Origin of the sequence: Hymenobacter roseosalivarius DSM 11622 (assembly GCF_900176135.1) — a bacterium.
Taxonomy (GTDB): domain Bacteria; phylum Bacteroidota; class Bacteroidia; order Cytophagales; family Hymenobacteraceae; genus Hymenobacter; species Hymenobacter roseosalivarius.
In genome coordinates, this window is sequence record NZ_FWWW01000044.1 from 37,711 (window position 1) to 58,273 (window position 20,563).

The 20,563-nt window shown below is 55.8% G+C and carries 19 protein-coding genes; 14 read left to right on the forward strand and 5 right to left on the reverse strand.

The window, feature by feature from the left end:
• Positions 1–15: 15 nt before the first annotated feature.
• A complete protein-coding gene (gene porW / locus B9A24_RS03870) occupies positions 16–3,018 on the reverse strand; it encodes a type IX secretion system periplasmic lipoprotein PorW/SprE (protein ID WP_084443859.1) in 3,003 nt (1,000 codons plus the stop codon).
• Positions 3,019–3,238: 220 nt separating this feature from the next.
• Here porW and B9A24_RS03875 point away from each other — a divergent pair, with 220 nt between their 5' ends.
• The 8 genes from B9A24_RS03875 (at position 3,239) to atpG (ending at position 9,366) form a co-directional block, all read left to right on the forward strand.
• Positions 3,239–3,484 carry an AtpZ/AtpI family protein gene (locus tag B9A24_RS03875; RefSeq protein ID WP_084443860.1) on the forward strand — a complete coding sequence of 82 codons (246 nt, stop codon included), beginning with the start codon at positions 3,239–3,241 and terminating at the stop codon, positions 3,482–3,484.
• A 59-nt stretch (positions 3,485–3,543) separates the two neighbouring features.
• Positions 3,544–3,936, forward strand: coding sequence for a hypothetical protein (locus B9A24_RS03880; RefSeq protein ID WP_084443861.1), 393 nt, complete (start codon positions 3,544–3,546; stop codon positions 3,934–3,936).
• Between the two features lie 33 nt (positions 3,937–3,969).
• Positions 3,970–5,040 (forward strand): F0F1 ATP synthase subunit A, encoded by a 1,071-nt coding sequence (gene atpB, locus B9A24_RS03885; protein ID WP_084443862.1) that lies wholly within the window; start codon positions 3,970–3,972, stop codon positions 5,038–5,040.
• A 64-nt stretch (positions 5,041–5,104) separates the two neighbouring features.
• Positions 5,105–5,374, forward strand: a complete 270-nt coding sequence (gene atpE / locus B9A24_RS03890; RefSeq protein WP_084443863.1) for an ATP synthase F0 subunit C — start codon at positions 5,105–5,107, stop codon at positions 5,372–5,374.
• Between the two features lie 214 nt (positions 5,375–5,588).
• A complete protein-coding gene (locus tag B9A24_RS03895) occupies positions 5,589–6,086 on the forward strand; it encodes a F0F1 ATP synthase subunit B (RefSeq protein WP_084443864.1) in 498 nt (165 codons plus the stop codon).
• Positions 6,087–6,204: 118 nt separating this feature from the next.
• The gene (gene atpH, locus B9A24_RS03900) at positions 6,205–6,765 is read left to right on the forward strand and encodes an ATP synthase F1 subunit delta (protein ID WP_084443865.1); all 561 of its coding nucleotides are present in this window, start codon (positions 6,205–6,207) and stop codon (positions 6,763–6,765) included.
• A gap of 6 nt (positions 6,766–6,771) precedes the next feature.
• A complete protein-coding gene (atpA, locus tag B9A24_RS03905; RefSeq protein WP_084443866.1) occupies positions 6,772–8,352 on the forward strand; it encodes a F0F1 ATP synthase subunit alpha in 1,581 nt (526 codons plus the stop codon).
• A gap of 120 nt (positions 8,353–8,472) precedes the next feature.
• Positions 8,473–9,366: an ATP synthase F1 subunit gamma gene (gene atpG / locus B9A24_RS03910; RefSeq protein WP_084443867.1), complete on the forward strand. Its 894-nt coding sequence runs from the start codon at positions 8,473–8,475 to the stop codon at positions 9,364–9,366.
• A gap of 124 nt (positions 9,367–9,490) precedes the next feature.
• Here the strand turns inward: atpG and B9A24_RS03915 are convergent, their stop codons facing one another.
• Positions 9,491–10,216: an HAD family hydrolase gene (locus B9A24_RS03915; RefSeq protein ID WP_084443868.1), complete on the reverse strand. Its 726-nt coding sequence runs from the start codon at positions 10,214–10,216 to the stop codon at positions 9,491–9,493.
• Positions 10,217–10,401: 185 nt separating this feature from the next.
• Here B9A24_RS03915 and B9A24_RS03920 point away from each other — a divergent pair, with 185 nt between their 5' ends.
• The 4 genes from B9A24_RS03920 (at position 10,402) to B9A24_RS03935 (ending at position 14,630) form a co-directional block, all read left to right on the forward strand.
• Positions 10,402–12,111, forward strand: coding sequence for an alkaline phosphatase family protein (locus tag B9A24_RS03920; RefSeq protein WP_084443869.1), 1,710 nt, complete (start codon positions 10,402–10,404; stop codon positions 12,109–12,111).
• Positions 12,112–12,307: 196 nt separating this feature from the next.
• The gene (locus B9A24_RS03925; protein WP_084443870.1) at positions 12,308–12,895 is read left to right on the forward strand and encodes an inorganic diphosphatase; all 588 of its coding nucleotides are present in this window, start codon (positions 12,308–12,310) and stop codon (positions 12,893–12,895) included.
• Between the two features lie 70 nt (positions 12,896–12,965).
• A complete protein-coding gene (locus tag B9A24_RS03930; protein WP_234996958.1) occupies positions 12,966–13,667 on the forward strand; it encodes a DUF6766 family protein in 702 nt (233 codons plus the stop codon).
• A 66-nt stretch (positions 13,668–13,733) separates the two neighbouring features.
• The gene (locus tag B9A24_RS03935; RefSeq protein ID WP_084443871.1) at positions 13,734–14,630 is read left to right on the forward strand and encodes a UbiA family prenyltransferase; all 897 of its coding nucleotides are present in this window, start codon (positions 13,734–13,736) and stop codon (positions 14,628–14,630) included.
• 32 nt (positions 14,631–14,662) lie between these two features.
• Here B9A24_RS03935 and B9A24_RS03940 read toward each other — a convergent pair whose 3' ends face one another.
• Complete coding sequence (locus B9A24_RS03940; RefSeq protein WP_084443872.1) at positions 14,663–16,174, reverse strand: NAD(P)H-hydrate dehydratase; 1,512 nt, start codon at positions 16,172–16,174, stop codon at positions 14,663–14,665.
• A 188-nt stretch (positions 16,175–16,362) separates the two neighbouring features.
• Here B9A24_RS03940 and msrB point away from each other — a divergent pair, with 188 nt between their 5' ends.
• Positions 16,363–16,821, forward strand: a complete 459-nt coding sequence (gene msrB, locus B9A24_RS03945; protein WP_084443873.1) for a peptide-methionine (R)-S-oxide reductase MsrB — start codon at positions 16,363–16,365, stop codon at positions 16,819–16,821.
• A 176-nt stretch (positions 16,822–16,997) separates the two neighbouring features.
• Entirely contained in the window at positions 16,998–17,903 is a 906-nt protein-coding gene (sdaAA, locus tag B9A24_RS03950; protein WP_084443874.1) for an L-serine ammonia-lyase, iron-sulfur-dependent, subunit alpha, read from the forward strand.
• Positions 17,904–17,945: 42 nt separating this feature from the next.
• Here the strand turns inward: sdaAA and B9A24_RS03955 are convergent, their stop codons facing one another.
• Positions 17,946–18,995, reverse strand: a complete 1,050-nt coding sequence (locus B9A24_RS03955) for a hypothetical protein (RefSeq protein WP_084443875.1) — start codon at positions 18,993–18,995, stop codon at positions 17,946–17,948.
• 83 nt (positions 18,996–19,078) lie between these two features.
• Complete coding sequence (locus tag B9A24_RS03960; protein WP_084443876.1) at positions 19,079–20,452, reverse strand: LutB/LldF family L-lactate oxidation iron-sulfur protein; 1,374 nt, start codon at positions 20,450–20,452, stop codon at positions 19,079–19,081.
• Between the last annotated feature and the right edge of the window lie 111 nt (positions 20,453–20,563).

Below are 20,563 nucleotides of genomic sequence, written 5' to 3' on the forward strand. Positions count from 1 at the left end.
CAACCCAGACTGGTTTCAATTCTTGATTTCTCTTTCGTAGAAACGTTGATACTCAGCTAAATCCTTGTTTTGAAGTAGCAGTGGGAGATTCTCAATACCGATAATCAGGATTTGGTAACCCGCGCCACGCAATCGGCTTAGCGGCGACTGAGGCCCGCGCAGTTTTAGGGCGTAGCTCTGGGCCGCTTTCTGGACCGGCAATGTTTGCACCACCACCAGCTCCACCGAATCGCCGAGCGCAGTGGGCTGCACTTGTAGGTTGTTGGCGCGGTAAAAACGGTTGTTATAGGTAGCAAGGGCGGCTGGCATGGTGGCTGCCGGTGCTGCTCCTTTAGGAAAAACAAGTACCACAGCATGACCCGTAGCTGGGTTACTCAGGTAAGGAGTAGGCGCTGGCTCAGTGGGGAGAGACGGAGATTTGCCCCCCAGCGGCGCTGTCGGCGCTGGCGCAGCAGGTTGAGCCGTTACTTCTTTAGCTGGCGCCGTTGGTGGTGCGGCAACAGGTTTGGCTGGGCTACCAGGTTCCGCTGGCTTGGTAACGGGTGTGGCTGCCTGCCTGATAGGGGCTGCATTCGGATTGGGAGCAGGAGCCAAAGCTGGTGTCGCTGGCACGCGGGTGACGGGCACGGCCGGCCGCCTTTCGGGTGCTATTGCTACGCGCCGGCGATTATCTATTTCACCGGGCCGAAAGGCTGATACGGGGGGCTTTTCTGTTGAGGCCAAAGCGCCGTTAATGCTACCCGCCCTATAGTCCTCATACGACTTGAGCAAAATGGCTGCCTGCGGGGCCAGGGGGCTGCTGGGATAGGCCTTGTAAAACTTTTGTACCGCTGCCTGCGCTGATAGAGGCGGCTGGGTCCGAATAGTGAGCAGCGTATTAAGGAAGGCTACCCGGTCATTGAGCGCATTGTCCGGGTACTGGCGTTTTACTTGCGTGAGTAAGTCAGCGGCTTTTTTAAAGTCCTGCTTTTTATAAAAGACAAAAGCTGAATCAACCAAGGTGCCTACCTGCGCATTCGCCTGCGAGGTGCGGCGCAAATATTCCGGGTCGCCCACCAGACGGGCATAGGATGAATTGGGAAACGACTGGCGTAGCCGCTGGCTATATACTTCGGCCTTGGGGTCATTCTGCTCTTTGTAAATTAAATACAGACTATAGTATACTTCAGGCAGATGAGTACTGTTGGGGAAGGCAGCTATCAGCTTATCGTAGGTTTCGGCGGCACGAGCGGGCTCCCGCAGCTGCTGGTTATAAATGCCCCCCAACGCGAATAAAGCCTCTTCCATCTGCTTCTGCGAAGCTTGTAGCTGCGGAGCGGTAAGAGGAATGTTCTGTCGGTATTGGGCAACCAGGCCGCGCTCAAACGCAGCGGCGTCATTGGATGCGGCTGGGGCGGCACCATTCGCGGTAATCCCATTGGTGCCGGCGGCCCCAGCATTTACAGCCGGCCCGCTACCGCTCTGATTAGTTGCAAGGGTGCCGCTAACCTGACTACTCACCCGCCAGTTGTCCTGTAGCTGCCGGTCGCCCCAACGCCGCATAAACTCGGACCGGGCCGTGCTAAGGGCCGCCGGATTATCAAAGTACCACTGGGCACCGGTGCTTGTATTAGCGAATGCCACCGGGTCGATATCAGGATTGCCGGCGCGGGTCGCGCTGACGCCCGTATAAGCCTGTACCTGCTGCTGACGTACTTCCTGAGCTTTTGAGTTGGCGGCTAACCGATCGGCTTGCTGCTGACGAGATGCAACCTCTGCTTTGGCATATTCGGTGAGCCGGATGCGCAACGCGGCCGTATCCAGTCGGGCTAACGCCTGCAGGCTGTCCTGCGCCCCGATAATGATGATTTGTTTGGCAAACTCCTGTAAAATCTGAGCACGCTCGGCGGTGGCAGCATACTCCGGGGCTACGGGGGGCAAATTCTGTACAGCGCTATCATAATAACCGGCCGCCAATTGATACCGTTGAAGGTTCTCGTAATAAATGCGGCCCGCCAGCAGGTACGTATAGGATTTTTGCACCCGATTAGGCGTCGGGACGCGCAACGACTGCTGTACCAGCGCCAGCGCTTCCGGGTAGCGCTGCTGCCGATAGTCGAGCCGCGCCATCTCATAGAGCACCTTGTCGCGGTACTCCTTATTATTCGGGTCTTTGAGCAGCTTAGCAAAATACTTATCCAGCCGCGCCCGGTCAGTGTTTAGATCTGATACCTGACCAAGCAGCAGCTTGGAGTAGAAATCCAACTCGTAAGGCGGATTACGCTTCAGAATCTGGTTGAGCTCGGCATACGCTTCCTTGTCCTGACCTTGTGCCTGGTACAACTGCGCCAAGATATAGCGGGTGCGTGAACGCTCATTCTTGGGCTTGATATACGGAATAGCCTTGTTCAGATTCTCAATGGCCAGCTTCGGATTATCAGTGAGCAGATGATATTCCGCGCGGGTCAGAAACAGCTCCTTGGCGGTGCTCTCACGGCCTTCTTCCTTATCCAGCACGTCCGACACGGCGGCGGCATTGTCGTATTCTTTCTGGGCTAAATAAGTGCGCATGAGCCATATTAAGGCTTCTTGCTTTACGTCACTATCCTCACTGCTGCCGTTGATATAACGGAAGGTCTTGGCTGCTTCCTCGTACTCCTTTTTATAATAGCGCGCCTTTCCAATAACAAGGTAGCTATCGTCCGTCCAGGCGCTGCCGGCTTGGTATTGTAGCGGCAGGGAGGCTTTTTTAATGATATCATCGAGGTCGGCCGTTAGTTTAGTAACAGTCGCGTCGTCCAAGGTAGGGAACAGAGGTAGGAAACGGTTGTAGTCGTTGAGGCGGGCGGCGTAGAGCGCCACCTCCGTAGCGCGCATCTTTTCGCGGGCCAGAAAGAAGCCGTTATCCCGCGCCACGATATTCTGGTACGTGCGCCCCACCACCGATTTGCGCTCCGAGGAGCAGGCAACTATGCCCGCTACCAGCAGCAGCAAAGTCAGCGGAATTAAAAGCAGCCGAAAGAGCGAAGTAGTAGTCAAAATAGAAAGCAAATCAAGGCAGTGGGCTGGTAGTTTAACGCGCCCCTATGGCCGATTCGTTCGGCGAAGCTGGGGGGCATTTTCTTCTCAACGTTGGGCTTCGGGTAAAATTACGGCTTTTTCCCTGCCTCCTTTTCAAACCTGTGCAATACTAAGGAATTGCTACATGCATTTGTGTGTTGAAAAATCATACTTTTGCCCCCCATCCTACTATTTATAGATGCCCACCGCCCCTACTCCACCTGATAAGCCTACCAACTCTAACCCTGACCGCCTGCGCACCTTCGCCAAGTACTCAGGATTAGGATTTCAGATGTTGGCCATCATTGGCCTGAGTGCCTGGGCAGGTACTGCTTTGGATGAGCGTTTCCAAAACGACCGACCATGGTACACCATTGTATTGATGCTGCTTGGTGTATTCGTGGCTATGTACCAGGTTATTCGCTCCCTCACCCGAGACTTATAGTACTCATTACGTAATAACTCACGGCTAAACACCATTAATAAGGTATAACTCTACACCCGATGATTTTTCTGCGTCAGTTTATACTCTTTTGCTTGCTTCTGGGGGGCATTTTCTATGCTTTATTCAGTCAGTTTGGGGCGACCGTCATTCATCCGCTTACGATTTACGTATTCGGGTTTTTTGCTCTCCTGACACTTATTACCTATTGGGTCACTTCACGGCTCATACGCGCCAACCCCGACAATTTTATGGGTGCTTATTTCGGTTCGATGGTCGTGCGCCTGCTGTTGTCGGTGGGGCTGGTACTCGTATTTCTCTATAAAGGAGGTGCGCAGGAGCGCCCAGGGCTATGGACATTTCTGGGGGGCTTTTTTATCCTGTATTTTCTCTTCGCCGGGTTTGAAATCTGGAGCGTCCTGAGTAACTTGCGCCCGTTTTCAAAACAGGGTTAGTCTAATATCCCGCCCCCACCTAAATTACTCTGAATGAAGCGTTTACTGATAGCTCTCTTTTGCATTCTTTCGCTTCCCGTTTTTGCCCAAGCGCCTACGCCCACCATTGAAGAAGCCACCGACTCGGAAGCCTTCAGCCCCGGCGAGATGATTCTGCACCACATTGGTGATGCCCACGAGTGGCATTTCGCTACTCTTGGCGATGAGAAAGAGCATGGGTTACATTTTACTATTCCGCTGCCAATTATTGCTTTTCAGCCCGGCAAAGGCTTAAACGTATTCTCTTCATCGCAGCTTGCCGAAGGCAAAACCTACAGCGGCCTGAAGCTGGAGCACGAGCACCTCGTAGCCGAGGATGGCAGCAAGGTTTACGACTTCTCTATTACTAAAAACGTTGCTTCGCTGATATTAACTGCCGCCCTACTGTTAGGCATTTTCTTTACGGTAGCTGGTAGCTATAAGAAGAACCAAGGCGGTGCCCCTAAAGGGGTTCAGTCTTTCTTCGAGCCTATCATCATCTTTATTCGGGATGAAGTAGGCAAAAAGGCCATCGGTCCGAAGTACGAGCGATACATGCCGTATTTGCTCACCGTATTCTTCTTTATCTGGTTTAGCAATCTGCTGGGCTTGGTGCCGGGCGCTGCCAACCTCACCGGCAACATTGCCGTGACGCTGACCTTAGCCGTCCTGACGTTGCTTATCACCTTGTTCAGCTCTAATAAAAATTATTGGGCTCACATTTTCGCCACTCCCGGTGTACCGAAGGCCTTGCTGCCCATCATGATTCCAGTGGAGCTTATTGGCGTAGTGGTAAAACCATTCTCGCTGATGGTTCGTCTGTTTGCCAATATCACGGCCGGCCACATTGTAATCCTAAGCTTTATCAGCTTGATTTTTATTTTCCAGAGTGTAATGATCAGCCCTGTCACGCTGGCTTTCGGCTTGTTCATCAATATGCTGGAGTTGCTGGTTGCTATTTTGCAGGCGTACATTTTCACGCTACTCACCGCCATGTACATCGGCGGCGCCGTAGAGGAGCATCACCACGATGCTGACCTGCAGATTGGCGGCGACAACTCGGCTGCTCCAGCACACGGTCACTAAGCCATTTCATTAACATTTCTCATCCTGATTTTTTCGTTTTTCACTTCCCTCTAATTTTTGTTTTATGCTTCTTTCTCTGTTTTTGCAGGCTGTCAGTGACGTTTCCAATTCTGTTGGTTTGGCCGTAATGGGTGCCGGTATCGGTGCCGGTCTGGTTGCTCTTGGTGTTGGTCTGGGTATCGGCCGCATCGGTGGTAGCGCCATGGAAGCCATTGGCCGTCAGCCCGAAGCTGCAGGTCGCATCCAAACTGCTATGCTGATTGTAGCGGCTCTGATCGAAGGTCTGGGCCTGTTCGCAGTCGTAGTCTGCTTGCTGATTTCCTTCAACCTCTAGAGATAGAGGCACCCGCCTGGGCAGCCCGCTGCGCGTCGCTTCGGCGCACGGCGCGGCGGGCTGACTTGGCTTTTTAGTAGTGAGTATTTAGTAGCTGGTAGTTGGCACTGAATACAGAATCCACCCACTGCGCCGGAGATGGTGCTTGCTTGTTGGCAAGCAACTCTAAACTACCGATTCCTTTTACTGACTACCTCATGCTAACTACCGCTTTATGCCTCCCTTAGTAACCCCCGAAATAGGCCTGATTTTCTGGCAGTTGGTGATTTTTGGCTTAGTGCTGCTTCTGCTGGCCAAGTTTGCCTGGCGTCCCATTCTCGCTTCCCTCAAAGAGCGGGAAGATTCCATCGAGAGCGCGCTGCGCATGGCTGACCAAGCCAAGCTGGAAATGCAACAGCTGAAAGCCGGCAACGAAAAGCTGCTGACCGAAGCTCGCCAGGAGCGCGATAAGATTATGCAGGAAGCCTCCCAAATGGCGAACCAGCTGATCGAACAAGCCAAGAACAAAGCGAATGAAGAAGGCGACCGCATGATCGCGCACGCTCGCGAAGCCATTCAGAACGAGAAAAACGCCGCGCTGGCCGAAGTGAAAAACACGGCTGCTCAGCTCTCTATTGATATTGCCGAGCGCATCCTGCGCCGCGAGCTGGCTGATTCTAGCTCCCAGCAGCAACTCGTAGACTCATACCTGAAGGACGTAAAGCTCAACTAAGAAGTCAGCTGTAGAAGTGAGAGGCTAGAGGTGAGAAGTAAGAATTCGAATAGACTCTTACGGCTTCTACCAGTTGTCTTACTTCTTATGTCTAACCTCTCACTTCTAAGTAACAAAAATGTCTGAACAACGAGCTGCTTCCCGCTACGCTAAGTCACTCCTGGACTTAGCTCAGGAGCGGGGTACATTGCCGCAAGTGAAGGAGGACATGGATCTGCTGGCCAAGACTATGGAGCAGAATCGTGACCTGCGTCTTTTACTGCGCAACCCAATTGTGAAGCACGACAAAAAGCTAGCTATTCTGCGTGCTATTTTCGGTGGCAAGGTGTCGGAAGTGACGGAGAAATTCTTCGCCATCATCACCCAGCATAACCGCGAAAGCGCCTTGGAATGGGTAGCTACTGAGTTTCAGAGTCAATACGAATACCTCCGTGGTATTCAGGTGGCCCAAGTCACCACGGCTCAGCCCCTGACGCCAGCCCTGCGTGAGGAAGTTACCCAACTGATACGCCGTCAAACCGGCCTCCAGAGCATTACGCTCACCGAGAAAATCGACGAATCACTCATTGGCGGCTTTGTGCTGCGCATAGGCGACCAGCAGATTGATGACTCGGTGCGCAACCGCTTGCGCAAGCTGCGCGGCGAGTTTACCAAGAACCCCTATCAACCCCAATTATAACGCATCATGGCAGAAGTACGTCCGGATGAAGTATCCGCCATCCTGCGGGAGCAGTTGTCCAATTTCAAGACCGCAGCCGAACTCGAAGAAGTCGGCACGGTGCTGCAGGTGGGCGACGGTGTAGCCCGCATCTACGGCTTGGGCAACGCCCAGGCAGGGGAATTGCTGGAATTTGAAAACGGCCTGCAAGCCTTGGTTCTCAACCTCGAAGAAGATAACGTAGGTGCCGTAATGCTCGGCGACTACAGCGAAGTCCGGGAGGGAGCCACGGTGCGCCGCACGAATAAAATTGCCTCCATCAAAGTCGGTGAAGGTATTATTGGCCGCGTGGTGAATACGCTCGGCCAGCCCATCGATGGCCGTGGCCCTATTGCTGGTGAAGTGTACGAGATGCCCCTGGAGCGTAAAGCTCCCGGTGTAATCTATCGGCAGCCAGTAACTGAGCCTTTACAAACTGGTATCAAGGCTATCGACGCTATGATTCCGATTGGCCGTGGCCAGCGTGAGCTGATCATTGGTGACCGCCAAACCGGCAAATCAACGGTAGCGCTTGATGCTATCCTGAACCAGCGCGAATTCTTCGAGCGCGGAGAGCCCGTGTTCTGCATTTATGTAGCCGTTGGTCAAAAAGCCTCTACGGTTGCGCAGGTAGTAAATGCCCTCCAGCGTGGTGGTGCCATGGACTACACGGTGGTAGTAGCCGCTTCGGCTTCTGACCCCGCGCCGATGCAATTCTTTGCGCCCTTCACGGGTGCGGCCATCGGCGAGTTCTTCCGCGATACCGGTCGTCCGGCGCTGGTCGTGTACGATGACTTGTCGAAGCAGGCAGTAGCTTACCGTGAGGTGTCACTGTTGTTGCGTCGTCCTCCAGGCCGCGAAGCTTATCCTGGTGACGTGTTCTATCTGCACAGCCGCCTGTTGGAGCGTGCCGCCAAGATCAACGCTTCCGACTCCATTGCCCGCGACATGAACGACTTGCCCGAGAGCATCAAGCACTTGGTGAAAGGCGGCGGCTCGCTGACGGCTCTTCCTCTGATTGAGACTCAAGCTGGTGACGTGTCGGCCTATATCCCAACCAACGTGATTTCGATTACGGATGGCCAGATTTTCTTGGAAACCAACCTGTTCAACTCCGGTGTGCGCCCTGCTATTAACGTAGGTATCTCGGTGTCACGCGTAGGTGGTAACGCCCAGATCAAGTCGATGAAGAAGGTAGCCGGTACGCTGAAGCTGGATCAAGCCCAGTTCCGCGAATTGGAAGCTTTCGCCAAGTTCGGCTCCGACCTCGATGCTTCTACCAAGCTCACGATTGAGCGTGGCCGTCGCAACCTGGAGATCCTGAAGCAGCCCCAGTTTTCACCCGTAAAAGTGGAAGACCAGGTAGCTATTATCTACGCTTCTACCAATGGCTTGCTGGATAACGTGCCGGTAGAGAAAGTTCGCGCCTTCGAAACGGAGTTCCGCCAGGTAATGCAGACCCGTCATCCCGAGGCCCTACAGGCACTGAAGGCTGGTAAGCTCGACGACAGCATTACTAATGCTATCCGTCAGGTAGCCAAGGATCTGTCGGCGTCTTACGCGAAATAAATGGCTGAATGGCTGAATGGTTGAATGGCTTTTGTTTTGTCTGCGTTTAGTGTGCGGCCAGAACACTCACTTGTTCAGCCATTCAGCCATTTAGCCATCTAACCATTTAACAATCAAAAGATGGCTAGCTTAAAAGAAGTCCGCAGCCGCATCATATCGGTGCAAAGCACGCAGCAAATCACCAAAGCCATGAAAATGGTGGCGGCGGCTAAGCTGCGCCGGGCGCAGGATAACATTCTGCGCATGCGCCCCTACGCCCAGCGGCTCAATAGCATTCTGAGCAACCTGACTAGCTCTATGGAGAATGAGGTAGCCAGCGAATACAGTGCACAGCGTGAGGTACGTCGGGTGCTCATAATCGCTATCACTTCCGACCGCGGGTTGGCTGGTGCCTTCAATAGCAATATTTTCAAAGGTGTAAATCAGTTGCTGGCTACTCGTTACAGTGCACAGGCTGCGGCTGGTAACGTAACGGTATTAGCCATCGGCAAGCGCGCTCACGAATACTTTGTGCGTCGCCGCCTGCCTATGCTAGGCAATTACATCCACATCTTTGGCTCATTGTCATTTGATACCGTGCGCGTTGCTGCTGAAGATGCCATGCAAGGCTTCCGCGCCGGGCAGTTCGATGAGGTGACGATGGTGTACAACGAGTTTAAGAATGTAGCTACCCAGATCGTACGGGCTGAGCAGCTGCTGCCGCTCATACCCGCGGAGGCACCTGCCACGGCTACTCCTACGGCTAACGTCGACTACATTTTTGAGCCGTCGAAGGAGGAAATTGTGCAGACGCTGATTCCGCAGTCATTGAAGATTCAGCTGTACAAGGCGGTGCTGGAAAGCAACGCTTCGGAGCACGGTGCCCGCATGACGGCGATGGATAAGGCGACAGAAAACGCCGGTGAGCTGTTGAAGTCATTGAAATTGACCTATAACCGAACACGTCAGGCGGCTATTACCACTGAAATTCTCGAAATAGTGGGTGGTGCTGAAGCACTGGCCGCGAGTCGTTAAGACGGAGTTTCTTTGCAAGGATAAGCCCCCCAGACTTGATTTGGGGGGCTTTTTTGTGCCGTTAAGCTCATAGTTCGCGCTACATGCCAACGACCGCAACGATCCGCCAAGCCAAAGCTTGGCGCTACAGCTTCGCGTACTTGCGTTGAGCTATTTGCTTATCGGGTTTAGGTGCTGTGAGGTGCTGCTCCAGAAGCTCCAGCACATCCTGGGGGGCAATTTCTGTGAAGTCTTTGATGATCTTCATGGGGTTCTGAAACTTGTCGGGCTTCACGCTGGTGCTTAAGCAGATGCAGCGCATGCCCGCTTTGTAGGCTGATTGCTCGCCTAATACTGCGTCCTCAAACACAACGCACCGCTCAGGCGGCGTACCAAGCTGCTTGGCGGCGGTGGTAAAGGTATCGGCATGGGGCTTACCGCGCTCTACATCGGCTTTGCCCGTGATGGTATCAAACAAATGGCGTAGGTTCAAATGGTCGATGATATACCCGATCGTTTCGGGGGGCGAGGCCGTTCCGAGGCCAATCTTGAAGCCTGCCGTCCGGGCTGCCGTCAAGAAATTTGTGAGGCCGGCCACTTCACGGCGCTTGTTCCAATACAGCACCCGATACAGAAACTCGCGCTGATCGGCGTATTGCTTGAGCTCTTTTTCGGGTACGGGATGCCGAAATACGGTTTTTAGAATATTGGTGGCGGGCATGCCATTCAGGCGCTCCAGCAGACGGCGGGCATTGGTTGTGAGGCCATGCTCGCGGAAGAGCAGTTGAAAGGCGCGAGCCTGGTAAGCAGTATTGTCAATCAAAACCCCATCCATATCAAAGATGAGGGCGTAGTTGGAGGCAGTAGCCATAGAATAGAGTTAGAAATGGTCCCTAGGGCATTTTTAATGAAAAGATAACCTGATGGGTGTACGACGGACGGGCTATTTCGGCTGCCAGAGCCGAGATTCCGAACGCGGGCGGTTATCTTTGCGGCCGCCAACGCTGGCTTCTGTCTCCAACCGCAACAAGCCAGGCGGTTACACACGCTATTGATTTGAAAAAGAGCCTATTTCTGTTGCTGGCCGCCTTCTTGGCAGTGTCGGCTCTCGCCCAAAAGAAAGGCAGATCGCTGGAACGCCCGAAGCTGGTAGTGGGCGTAGTAGTCGACCAGATGCGCTACGACTACCTCTACCGCTACTGGGAGAAATACGGCGATGGTGGCTTCAAGCGGCTGCTGGGGGAGGGATTTAGCTACGAAAATACCCACTACAATTATGTGCCGACCTATACCGGGCCGGGGCACGCCAGCATCTATACCGGCACCACGCCCTCGGTCCACGGCATCGTGGGCAACAACTGGTACGTGCGCGAGGCTGGCCGGGCTACTTATGTAACTGAAGATAAAACGGTGCAGTCGGTGGGCGGCACGGTAGAGGCGGGCCAGATGTCGCCACGCCACATGCTTACCAGCACTATTACTGATGAGCTGCGCCTGGCCACCAACTTCCAGGCGAAGGTGATTGGCGTCTCGGTGAAAGACCGGGGCTCTATTCTGCCGGCTGGCCACTCGGCCACGGGTGCTTATTGGTACGATGGCGTAAATGGCGCTTTCATTACCAGCACCTTCTACCAAAATAGCCTGCCGGAGTGGGTAAAGCAGTTCAACAGCCGCAACCTGCCGGCGCAGTACCTCGACAAGCCCTGGAATACGCTGCTGCCCATTGCCCAGTACACCGAGAGCTCAGCCGACGATGTGCCCTGGGAAAGTGCCTTCCGGGGCGAGGCGAAACCCGTGTTTCCGCATGATCTGCCCAGGCTGAGCGCCACCGCGCCCGCTCAGACCCAAGCGACCCTACAAGCTGCCGGCGAAAAGCCCCCCGTAGCCGCCGCCCGCAACCTGGATCTGATTCGCTCAACGCCTTTTGGCAACTCGCTCTCCCTCGACTTTGCTATAGAAGCTATTCGTGCCGAGCAGCTCGGCCAGCGTGGCGTAACCGACTTTCTGGCGCTCAGCTTTTCCTCACCCGACTATGTGGGTCATCAATTCGGTCCTAATTCCATTGAGGCCCAGGACACCTATCTGCGGCTGGATCAGGAAATAAAGCGGTTGCTGGATTACCTGGATAAGACCGTGGGCAGGGGCAACGCGCTGGTTTTCCTGTCGGCTGACCATGGCGCGGCGCACTCGCCTGATTTTTTGCGCAGCCACCGTATTCCCGCCGGTTCGGTAGGGCCGCGCATCATGCGCGACTCCTTGCAACGGGAGCTGGTACGACGGCACGGCGCGGGCAATTGGGTGCTGGCCTACGATAACCAGCAGGTTTATCTCAATCGTCCGCTGGTTGCCCAGCGCAAGCAGAATCTGCGGCAGTTTCAGGATGAAGTGGCCGACATAATGCTGAATTTTGCCGGTGTTACGCGTGCCATTACGGCCGATGATTTGCAAAAATCGCATTGGGAAAGCGGCATGCTGATGTATTTGGAGAATGGCTATTTCCCGAAGCGCAGCGGCGATGTAATGGTGGTATTGGAGCCGGGCTGGCTCGAATCGTATGCGTATCCGGTGAACAAGGGCACCACCCACGGCTCGGCCAGCAACTACGATACGCATGTGCCGTTAGTGTTCTGGGGCTGGCATGTGCGCCCCGGCGAATCGAGGGCCCCGGTTACTATCATTGACATTGCCCCAACGCTGGCCAGCTGGCTCCATATTCAGGAACCGGATGGGTGCACTGGTAAGCCGCTGGTGGAAGTTTTGCGTTAGCACAAACACTAAGGCCAGCTCCGGCTTTACTAGATAGAGTCAGCTTTTTTATTGGAAGCCCGGCACCTTCGCGCGGCCTAATCCGTACGCACCTCCGGTTCGATAAGCTATCTGCCTCCTTCCTCCTTCCTCTGATTACCTGGATGTTGCCGGGTTCTACTTCTGATTTCAAGATTTTACTTTCTCTTTCCTTCTAATGACTCATTTTAATCCCTGGCACGACGTAGAGCGCGGCGATAACGCGCCGAACGTTGTAAATGGCATCATCGAAATTCCAAAAGGCTCAAAAGGCAAATACGAGCTGGACAAGGCCAGCGGCCTGCTCAAACTGGACCGCGTACTGTTTTCAGCCGTGCATTATCCGGCCGCCTACGGCTTTATTCCGCAAACGTACTGCGACGATAAAGACCCGCTCGATATTCTGGTGATCTGCTCCGTTGATGTAGTGCCTATGTGTATCATTGAGGCCAAAGTAATTGGCGTGATGCAGATGATTGACCAGAATGAGGAGGACGACAAGATCATTGCCGTGGCCGCCAACGACATTTCGGTGAACCACTTCAACGACATCGCCGATTTGCCCCCCCACACCCTGCGCGAAATGCGTCGCTTCTTTGAAGATTATAAAGCCCTGGAAAACAAGCAGGTATCGGTAGAGCGCTTTATGGGCCGCGAAGACGCTTACCGCATTATCGGCGACAGCATCAAGCTCTATAATGAAACCTTCCCGCTTGGCGGCGCTACACCGCCCGTGAAGCCCCGCCCGGCTGGGGTAGAACTGTAAAAAGGATGTTTCTGTGCCTGGAAGCGGCTCGCTGGTGTTTCACTGGCGGGCCACTTATCTTTTTTGGGGTATGGCCGTATGGCCGGATATGCTACCTCACCCACCCGCTTCGCGCCCCCGGCGCTGGCTCTACGAGAACAGTCTTTCGCTGGTCGTAACCGCTTTGGTTGTGCTTACGCTGGCAGGACAGTTTTTTACGGGCTGGCACGACTACAACGACGAGTTGAAGCAAATGGACTTGGCCACGCTTACGCTGGGCCGGTATTTTCAATCAGGGCATTTCATTGAGGCCACGTTCGAGAACTGGGAAAGCGAATTCCTGCAGATGGGCCTGTACGTGCTGCTCACTGCCTGGCTGCGCCAGCGGGGCTCATCGGAGTCGAAAAAGCTATACGAGAAAGAAGACGTAGACCAAGACCCCGATCCTGCCAAAGAGGATGCTCCCGGTCCGGTGAAGCGTGGCGGCTGGGTCCGGAAGCTGTACCAGAATTCGCTGAGCTTGGCGTTTTTCCTGCTGTTTCTGGGCGCGTTCTATCTGCATGCTTTGGGCGGAGCCGAGGTGTACAACATCGAGCAGGCCCACGAAGGCGAGCCGCTGGTTACGGTGGGGGGCTACATGCAAACCTCCCGATTTTGGTTTGAGTCATTTCAGAACTGGCAAAGTGAATTCCTGTCCATTGTTTCCATCGTAGTCTTATCCATTTTTCTGCGCCAGAAAGGCTCCCCCGAATCCAAGCCCGTGGATGCGAGCCACGCCGAAACGGGTAAATAAGCGGGAACCGTACCTTTAAGGCTGGGCGTTGAGTGTTTTTGCCCCCCAGCTTGCTTCCCTGCTGCCATGCACGAGAGTATCGACAAACCGCCGGCTACCGCGCCGGCTTCCGCCTTCACCGGCCTGAAGCGGTGGACCGATGCCGTGCTTTACAGCAGCGTACTGGTATCGGCGGCGGCGGCGGGGCTTACCTGGGCTACGTTTCTGTTCTGGCGCGTGGATATTCCGGGGCGGTTAGGGGTACTGATTTTCGTGGCTACGCTTTTCCTGTACAACATTGACAGCGTCCTGCCTTATAAGCACCGGCAGCAACTGATTCTTTCGGGCCGCAAGCTATGGATGATTCAGCACCGGCGCGAGCTGTTTCTGCTGGCTCTTGTGGCGCTGGCGGCGGCTGGGGGGCTTTTCTGGCTCGATGGCTGGCAGCCGCTGACTAGCTTTCTGGGTCACCTGGCCGCTATTTCGCTGCTGTATTCCTTGCCAATTGTGCGCATACGAGGCCGCTGGCGCGCCCTACGCGACTTTCCCCTGCTCAAGGTGTTTCTGATAGCTTATGTCTGGGCTGCCGTCACCGTCTGGATTCCGGCTCTGTACCTGCACAAAAGCCTGACGACGCCGCTCGTACTGGTACTGTTCGCGCGGCGGTTTTTCTTTATTCTGGCCCTGGCTTTCGTATTTGATATCCGGGATTATACTAAAGATATACTGAGTGGCACACGCACGTTTCCGGGTATTTTTGGGATTAAAGCCACCAAAATACTGGCCCTGCTGGCCCTGGCCATAGCCGGCATCCTGATTCCACAGGGGGTTACGCATACGTATCTGCTGGTGCTCACTGTGCCTACCGCTTTAGCTGCTCTCATCGTCTGGTACGCCGACGAAACCCGCCCCGATTACTATTTCGCCGTGCTGGCCGATGGGGTCATGCTGGTGCAGTTTCTGGCCGTATATTGGGTGTCGTAACCCGCACCCATCCGCAAAATCAGCACCCAGAGTTAAAAAGTCTCTTTTGTCGTTAGCTCCTCTAATGCGGGTCCTATAAACCGCACAATATCGCCCGCTACCAAGCCTGCTTCCCCAGTTTTCTGGGCGGCCAGGTCGCCGGCCCGCCCGTGGGCGTAGATGCCGAGTAAGGCTGCATCGAGAGGGGAGAGGTGCTGGGCGCGTAGCGCCGTGAGCATACCCGTGAGTACATCGCCCGATCCGCCGGTGGCCATGCCGGGGTTGCCGGTGCTGTTAAAATAAAACGTGCCGTCGGGGGTGCCCAGGCAGGTGTTGGCCCCTTTCAGCACGGTATAGCAGCTATGTTTTTGGCAGAAGTCGCGCAGCAGCTCAAGCCGGTGATAATCGTCGCGGGCGGGGCTCGTGAGGCGCTCGAATTCTTTGGGGTGGGGCGTGAGCAGAGAGTCAGGCGGAAGAGCAGCCAGCAGTTCGCGGTTCTCAGCCAGGATATTCAGGGCATCGGCGTCCAACACCAGCGGCACTTTTACTTCGCGCAGAAGCTGCGTCAGCACCCGCTGGGGGGCTTTTTCTCTGCCCAGCCCTGGCCCGATTCCAATGGCAGAGTAGGCAGCGAGGTCGGGCAGCTCCGATAGGAAATCAGTAGTTGGATCAGTAAGGCACATAGCTTCGGGTACGGCCGTTTGCACCACATCGTACCCCACGGCGGGCACGCGTAGGGTAAGCAGGCCCACGCCACTGCGTAAGCAGGCCTGCGCGGCCAGCACCGCGGCTCCTATCTTTCCCTTACTGCCCGCCAATAGTAAGGCATGCCCATAGGTGCCCTTATGAGCGAAACGGGCCCTTTTCGGGAGCCGGTCGGTCAGAAGTTCTGCATCGACGAAGTGGAACCGAGCCGCGGCCTGGTCGATAAACGTCTTGTCCAGGTCAATAGGCAGCACATGCCACTGGCCTACATACGCGGCATTATGGGGCAGCATGAAAGCCAGCTTCGGCAGCTCAAAACTAATCGTGTGTCGGGCGCGCACCACGGCGCCGGCTGGTTGGGGTGCGTCAGAGAGCAGGCCCGACGGTATATCCACGGACACTACGCGCGCCTGGGCAGCGTTCAGATGGTGCACTACGGCTGCAGCCAGATCTTCCAGCGGACGCGTCAGGCCGGTGCCAAACAGTGCGTCAATCACGAGCGTACCCGCGGCGATGGGGGGTAAATGCGTGGCTGATAGCTCAGCAACTGCCACCTCGGGGGGCAATTTTTGGAGGTTCTTTTGAAAATCAGCCGATGAGTTTTCCGCGGGCAATAAGGCAACACGCACCGCATAGTCGCGCCCATACAGTCGGCGGGCTACTACCAGACCGTCACCGCCATTGTTGCCGGGCCCGCAGAGGATCAGAATTTCACCCGCCTCGGCTGGCGACTGGTGAGCGGTGAGCCAATCGGTGAAAGCGGTGGCGGCCCGCTCCATGAGGGCTTCGGAGCTGATGCCTTCGGCCTGAATGGTGGCCTGGTCGGCGGCGCGGGTCTGGGCGGCGGTGAGAATTTTCATAGTAGGGTGTAGCGTGAAAAGCCGGCGCACGTTTCGCGGGCGCGAAAATTCTTAGGCTTTTTCCGCCCTAACCCCGGCAAATGCGGACGTGGGGACAGCCTTAACCAAAGTAGCGCGGGCAAATAAAACTTCCCCGGTGCCAGCCGCGTTTGCACAACGACCCATTTATCTGACCCAACCCCAAAACCATGCAAACCTGGAACGACGTTATCCGCCTTGCTAACAACGGAAATATGCCCCCCGAGCGCCGCGTAGTGAAAACCGACGCCGAGTGGAAGGCCCAACTCACTCCCGAGCAATACCACGTCACGCGCGAGCACGGCACGGAGCGCGCCTTCAGCGGCGAATACTGCGAGGCCCACGAAGCCGGGCTATACGCCTGCGTGTGCTGCGGCACGCCGCTTTACGACTCGCGCACCAAATTTGAGTCGGGTACGGGCTGGCCGAGCTTTACCCAGCCCGTGCAGGACAACGCCATCAAATACAAGAAGGACACCAGCTACGGCATGACCCGCGTAGAAGTTCTCTGCAACGTGTGCGACGCCCACCAGGGCCACGCTTTCCCGGATGGCCCAGCGCCCAGCGGGCTGCGTCTGTGCATTAATTCGGCCTCCGTGCAGCTGGTGAAAGAGCCACAACAAGCATAAGTGAGGTAGCACAGGCGGTAATCTGTGTTCAGCTAAAGTATGAAAAGCAGCTGCCTTAAACAGGTAGCTGCTTTTTTGTGCCGCGGCTCTTGCCGAAATTATCGCGATTTTTGCACCCCTCTCCGCTGTTCCGCGTTCAATCAGAGAGTTTCCACCCACTTTTGCCCCCACCCGCCATGTCCTTGTTATTCACTGATTTTGCCAGCTGGGAAGCGCATTGCGCCCGTACCAGCGAGCCCCTGTACCAGCCCGTACTGGCCTACGAGATTGAGCAGAAAGGCCGCACCGAAGAAGAAATCTGGGTGGGCGTGCAGCGGGCCTACGACGTGATGCGCGAAGCCGTGCACACCGGACTCACCGAGGATATGACTTCCCGCTCAGGTATGGTAAACAACGGGGCCAAAAAGATTGCCGCTTCGCCCGTTACGGTGTTGTCACCAGAGTTTAAGCAGCTTGTTACGAGGGCCTTAGGTGCAAAAGAAGTAAACTCCTGCATGGGTCGGGTGGTAGCCGCACCCACGGCGGGCGCCTCCGGTATTCTGCCCGGCGTGCTGGTCACGCTTCAGGATTTGCATAAACTCGACGACCGCAAGATTCACGAGGGCTTGTTGGTCGCGGCTGGCATAGCCCTTATTATCGAGCAGAATGCCTCGCTGGCTGGGGCCGTGGGCGGCTGTCAGGCCGAAACGGGCAGCGCGGCGGCTATGGGCTCCGGCGCTATCGTGTACTGTCTGGGCGGCGACGTGGAGCAAACCTTCGCGGCCGTAGCCATTACCATTCAGTGTATGCTCGGCCTGATCTGCGACCCAGTAGCGGGCCTGGTGGAAGTGCCCTGCGTGGTGCGCAATGCCTCGGCGGCAGCTATTGCGTTTTCTTCGGCCCAGATTGCCATTGCCGGGGTCAATCCAGTTATTCCCGTCGATCAGTGCGTGATGGCCCTGGGCGAAGTAGGCCAAAGCATGGAAACCCGCTACAAGGAAACGGCGCTCGGCGGCCTGGCCAATACACCGCGCGGCCGCGAAATTGAGCAGCGCGTACTGGTGCAGGACATCAACATTCTGCCCGACGAAGTCTCGCAGTAAGGATTGGGTGCGGCGCGCCGACCAGCAGGTCGCTCCATTCCATTACAGCGACTTCAACACTGGAGCCATCGTGAGCTTACCCATAAATTCTACGGCTGTGGCGTAGCGGCCGCGCAACTCTCTGTACTGCTGCCAGGCCTCGGCACGGTTGGGGTGCAGGGCCAGACCTTGCTCCGCTAGCTGGTCGCAGGCTTGCTCAAACTCGGCGCGGCTGGCTTCTTCGATAGGGTCGTTGTCGGGGAGGATGTCGTTGGCTTCCGTTCGTAGGTCTTCATTAAAGAAGCGATACACCCGGTTCATCGACAGGCAGCCGGCCTTAAACGTTACCTCAACCTGTGAATCACGCGAATCCTTAACCGCGCTGAACATCAGCGCGGCCGTGTCTAGGATTAGCGTGGCGGTCGTCACCCAGGAGCGACCGGGCTGCGGCGAGCGGAAAAACGAGAGAACGGGCAGCGAAGTATGACTTTCCTCGATTTCCACAAACCATTCCTCCCACAGCTCCCATTGCTCCGTATCGTCGTGCAGGGAGCCGGTGCGGTTCAGCCACACGAGCAGGGTGCAGGCTGAAGGCGGCGTACCGGCCCGCAGCTCCACCCGCGCCACCACGATTTCGCGCCGCGAAAAGGCTTGGTAAATAGTTGGTAAATAAGAGATAAGCAGCGTCAGGAGCAACAGGCCAATGGTGGCCTCGGCAAAGGTGAAAACGGTGACTACCGGGCCGCGTGTCTTGTGGGTGCCCAGCGTAAGTAACGAGCTGCCGCTCAGCTGATAGCATTCCAGTAAGTCTCCTTCGCCCTGGCCCCAATAGATAAGCGTGAAGCCTGCCGAAATAACGGTCAGCCACACAATAGGCAACGCCACCAGCGCCACCGGCGCGTAGTGCGCCTGCACCTGGTCGCGTGCGCCAAAGGTGGTGCGCAGCGAGGTCAACCAATCGAAAACCAGCCGCAGGCTAAGGAACACGTAGCCATTGAGCTTCACCACTTCGTTGCGCGGCAGCACAAAGGAGCGAATGGCTGCCGACAGGGTGGTGATAATTAAAACAACCCCGACCGTGAAGGCCAGTACGTGCAGCGTTAAGTCGAGCATACTACAAAAAAAGTGACTCCCTTAGGGGCCACCTTTGTACTCATCTGCCAGGAAATAGGTTGGCTATCAGCCAGGCAGAGCAGCTACTGCCGCTCCTTCCACAGCTTGTTAAACGACTTGGGCGCTACTTCTAGCGCGTCGCGGCGCTTGTTCCAGCCCACCTGGCTTAGCATCCGCATCAGCACCCAGTTTTTGGCTTTGGCGGGTAATAAGTTCAGCAGGCGGCGGCTCTTCATGGTGCGCATCCAGAGCTGAATAGCAATGCGCTCCTCTTTCTCCGTATGGCCTTCCTCCACGCTCTGCTGACGGTTTTTGAGCAGAATATTGTGAATGTTAATCTTCACCGGGCACACCGATGAGCAAGCTCCGCACAAGCTGGAAGCATAACTCAGGTGCTTGTTCTCGGCCATGCCCGAGAGGTGGGGCGTAATGACCGAGCCAATGGGGCCGGAGTAAGTAGCTTCGTAGGTGTGGCCACCAATGTTTTTGTACACCGGGCACACGTTCAGGCAAGCGCCACACCGGATGCAGTGCAGGGCCTCGCGCTTGTCGGGCTGGGCCAGCAGGTTGGTGCGGCCGTTGTCGAGGAGGACCACGAACATCTCCTCGGGACCGTCTTTTTCCAGCGGCTGGCGCGGGCCCGTGTAAATGGTGTTGTACACCGTGACTTGCTGGCCGGTGCCGCTGGTGCTGAGCAGGGGCCAGAACAGGTTCAGGTCCTGCATGGTCGGAATGACTTTCTCAATGCCTACGATGGCAATGTGGGTGCGCGGAAAAGTGGCCGACAGGCGGGCGTTGCCCTCGTTTTCGGTCACGGCTACGGCCCCGGTATCGGCAATCAGAAAATTGCCCCCCGTGATACCTACTTCGGCCGACGTGTACTTGTCGCGCAGCAAATGGCGGGCGGTGAGCACCAGCTTCTGGGCATCGTCGGTGTGCTCGATGCCGAGGTGTTTGACAAAGATGGCGGCAATATCGGCCTTGCTCAGGTGCATGGCCGGCGTCACGATGTGGTAGGGCCGCTCACCGTTAAGCTGTACGATGTACTCGCCCAAGTCCGTTTCCACTGACTCAATGCCGTTTTTCTCCAGAAATTTGTTCAGGTGAATTTCCTCGGTGGTCATGCTCTTGGCTTTCACCACGGTGCGGGCGTGGCGGCGGGCCATGATTTTGCCAATCTCATACAGAGCCTCCTCTGCATTCTGGGCCCAGATAACCTTGCCGCCGCGCTCGGTGAAGTTGCGCTCAAACTCCAGCAAATACTGGTCGAGGTTATTAATCACCTTGGCCTTCAGATACGACGCCCGCTCCCGCGCCAATTCATGGTCGTAGTACCAGGTAAGGCCCGTCTGCACGGCCGCGTTGTACTTGCCAATGTTGAAGCGAATCTTGCGCCGGTGCTCTAAATCAAAGGCTTTGGACTCCGAATCGGCGAGAAACTGAATGACTTTAGTCATGGCGGCAAAAGAGTAAGGCAGTAATAACCTGAGATAGTAGAGTAAAGTTACGGTTTGCGTCGTTCACCGCTTGGCCTCACCCCCCGGCCCCCTCTCCTAGGGGAGAGGGGG

Coding starts and splice junctions, on each gene's coding strand:
- B9A24_RS03875 (WP_084443860.1), top strand. CDS start 3,239: ATGCCCACCGCCCCTACTCCACCTGATAAGCCTACCAACTCTAACCCT.
- B9A24_RS03880 (WP_084443861.1), top strand. CDS start 3,544: ATGATTTTTCTGCGTCAGTTTATACTCTTTTGCTTGCTTCTGGGGGGC.
- atpB (WP_084443862.1), top strand. CDS start 3,970: ATGAAGCGTTTACTGATAGCTCTCTTTTGCATTCTTTCGCTTCCCGTT.
- atpE (WP_084443863.1), top strand. CDS start 5,105: ATGCTTCTTTCTCTGTTTTTGCAGGCTGTCAGTGACGTTTCCAATTCT.
- B9A24_RS03895 (WP_084443864.1), top strand. CDS start 5,589: ATGCCTCCCTTAGTAACCCCCGAAATAGGCCTGATTTTCTGGCAGTTG.
- atpH (WP_084443865.1), top strand. CDS start 6,205: ATGTCTGAACAACGAGCTGCTTCCCGCTACGCTAAGTCACTCCTGGAC.
- atpA (WP_084443866.1), top strand. CDS start 6,772: ATGGCAGAAGTACGTCCGGATGAAGTATCCGCCATCCTGCGGGAGCAG.
- atpG (WP_084443867.1), top strand. CDS start 8,473: ATGGCTAGCTTAAAAGAAGTCCGCAGCCGCATCATATCGGTGCAAAGC.
- B9A24_RS03915 (WP_084443868.1), bottom strand. CDS start 10,216: ATGGCTACTGCCTCCAACTACGCCCTCATCTTTGATATGGATGGGGTT.
- B9A24_RS03925 (WP_084443870.1), top strand. CDS start 12,308: ATGACTCATTTTAATCCCTGGCACGACGTAGAGCGCGGCGATAACGCG.
- B9A24_RS03930 (WP_234996958.1), top strand. CDS start 12,966: ATGGCCGTATGGCCGGATATGCTACCTCACCCACCCGCTTCGCGCCCC.
- B9A24_RS03935 (WP_084443871.1), top strand. CDS start 13,734: ATGCACGAGAGTATCGACAAACCGCCGGCTACCGCGCCGGCTTCCGCC.
- B9A24_RS03940 (WP_084443872.1), bottom strand. CDS start 16,174: ATGAAAATTCTCACCGCCGCCCAGACCCGCGCCGCCGACCAGGCCACC.
- msrB (WP_084443873.1), top strand. CDS start 16,363: ATGCAAACCTGGAACGACGTTATCCGCCTTGCTAACAACGGAAATATG.
- sdaAA (WP_084443874.1), top strand. CDS start 16,998: ATGTCCTTGTTATTCACTGATTTTGCCAGCTGGGAAGCGCATTGCGCC.
- B9A24_RS03955 (WP_084443875.1), bottom strand. CDS start 18,995: ATGCTCGACTTAACGCTGCACGTACTGGCCTTCACGGTCGGGGTTGTT.
- B9A24_RS03960 (WP_084443876.1), bottom strand. CDS start 20,452: ATGACTAAAGTCATTCAGTTTCTCGCCGATTCGGAGTCCAAAGCCTTT.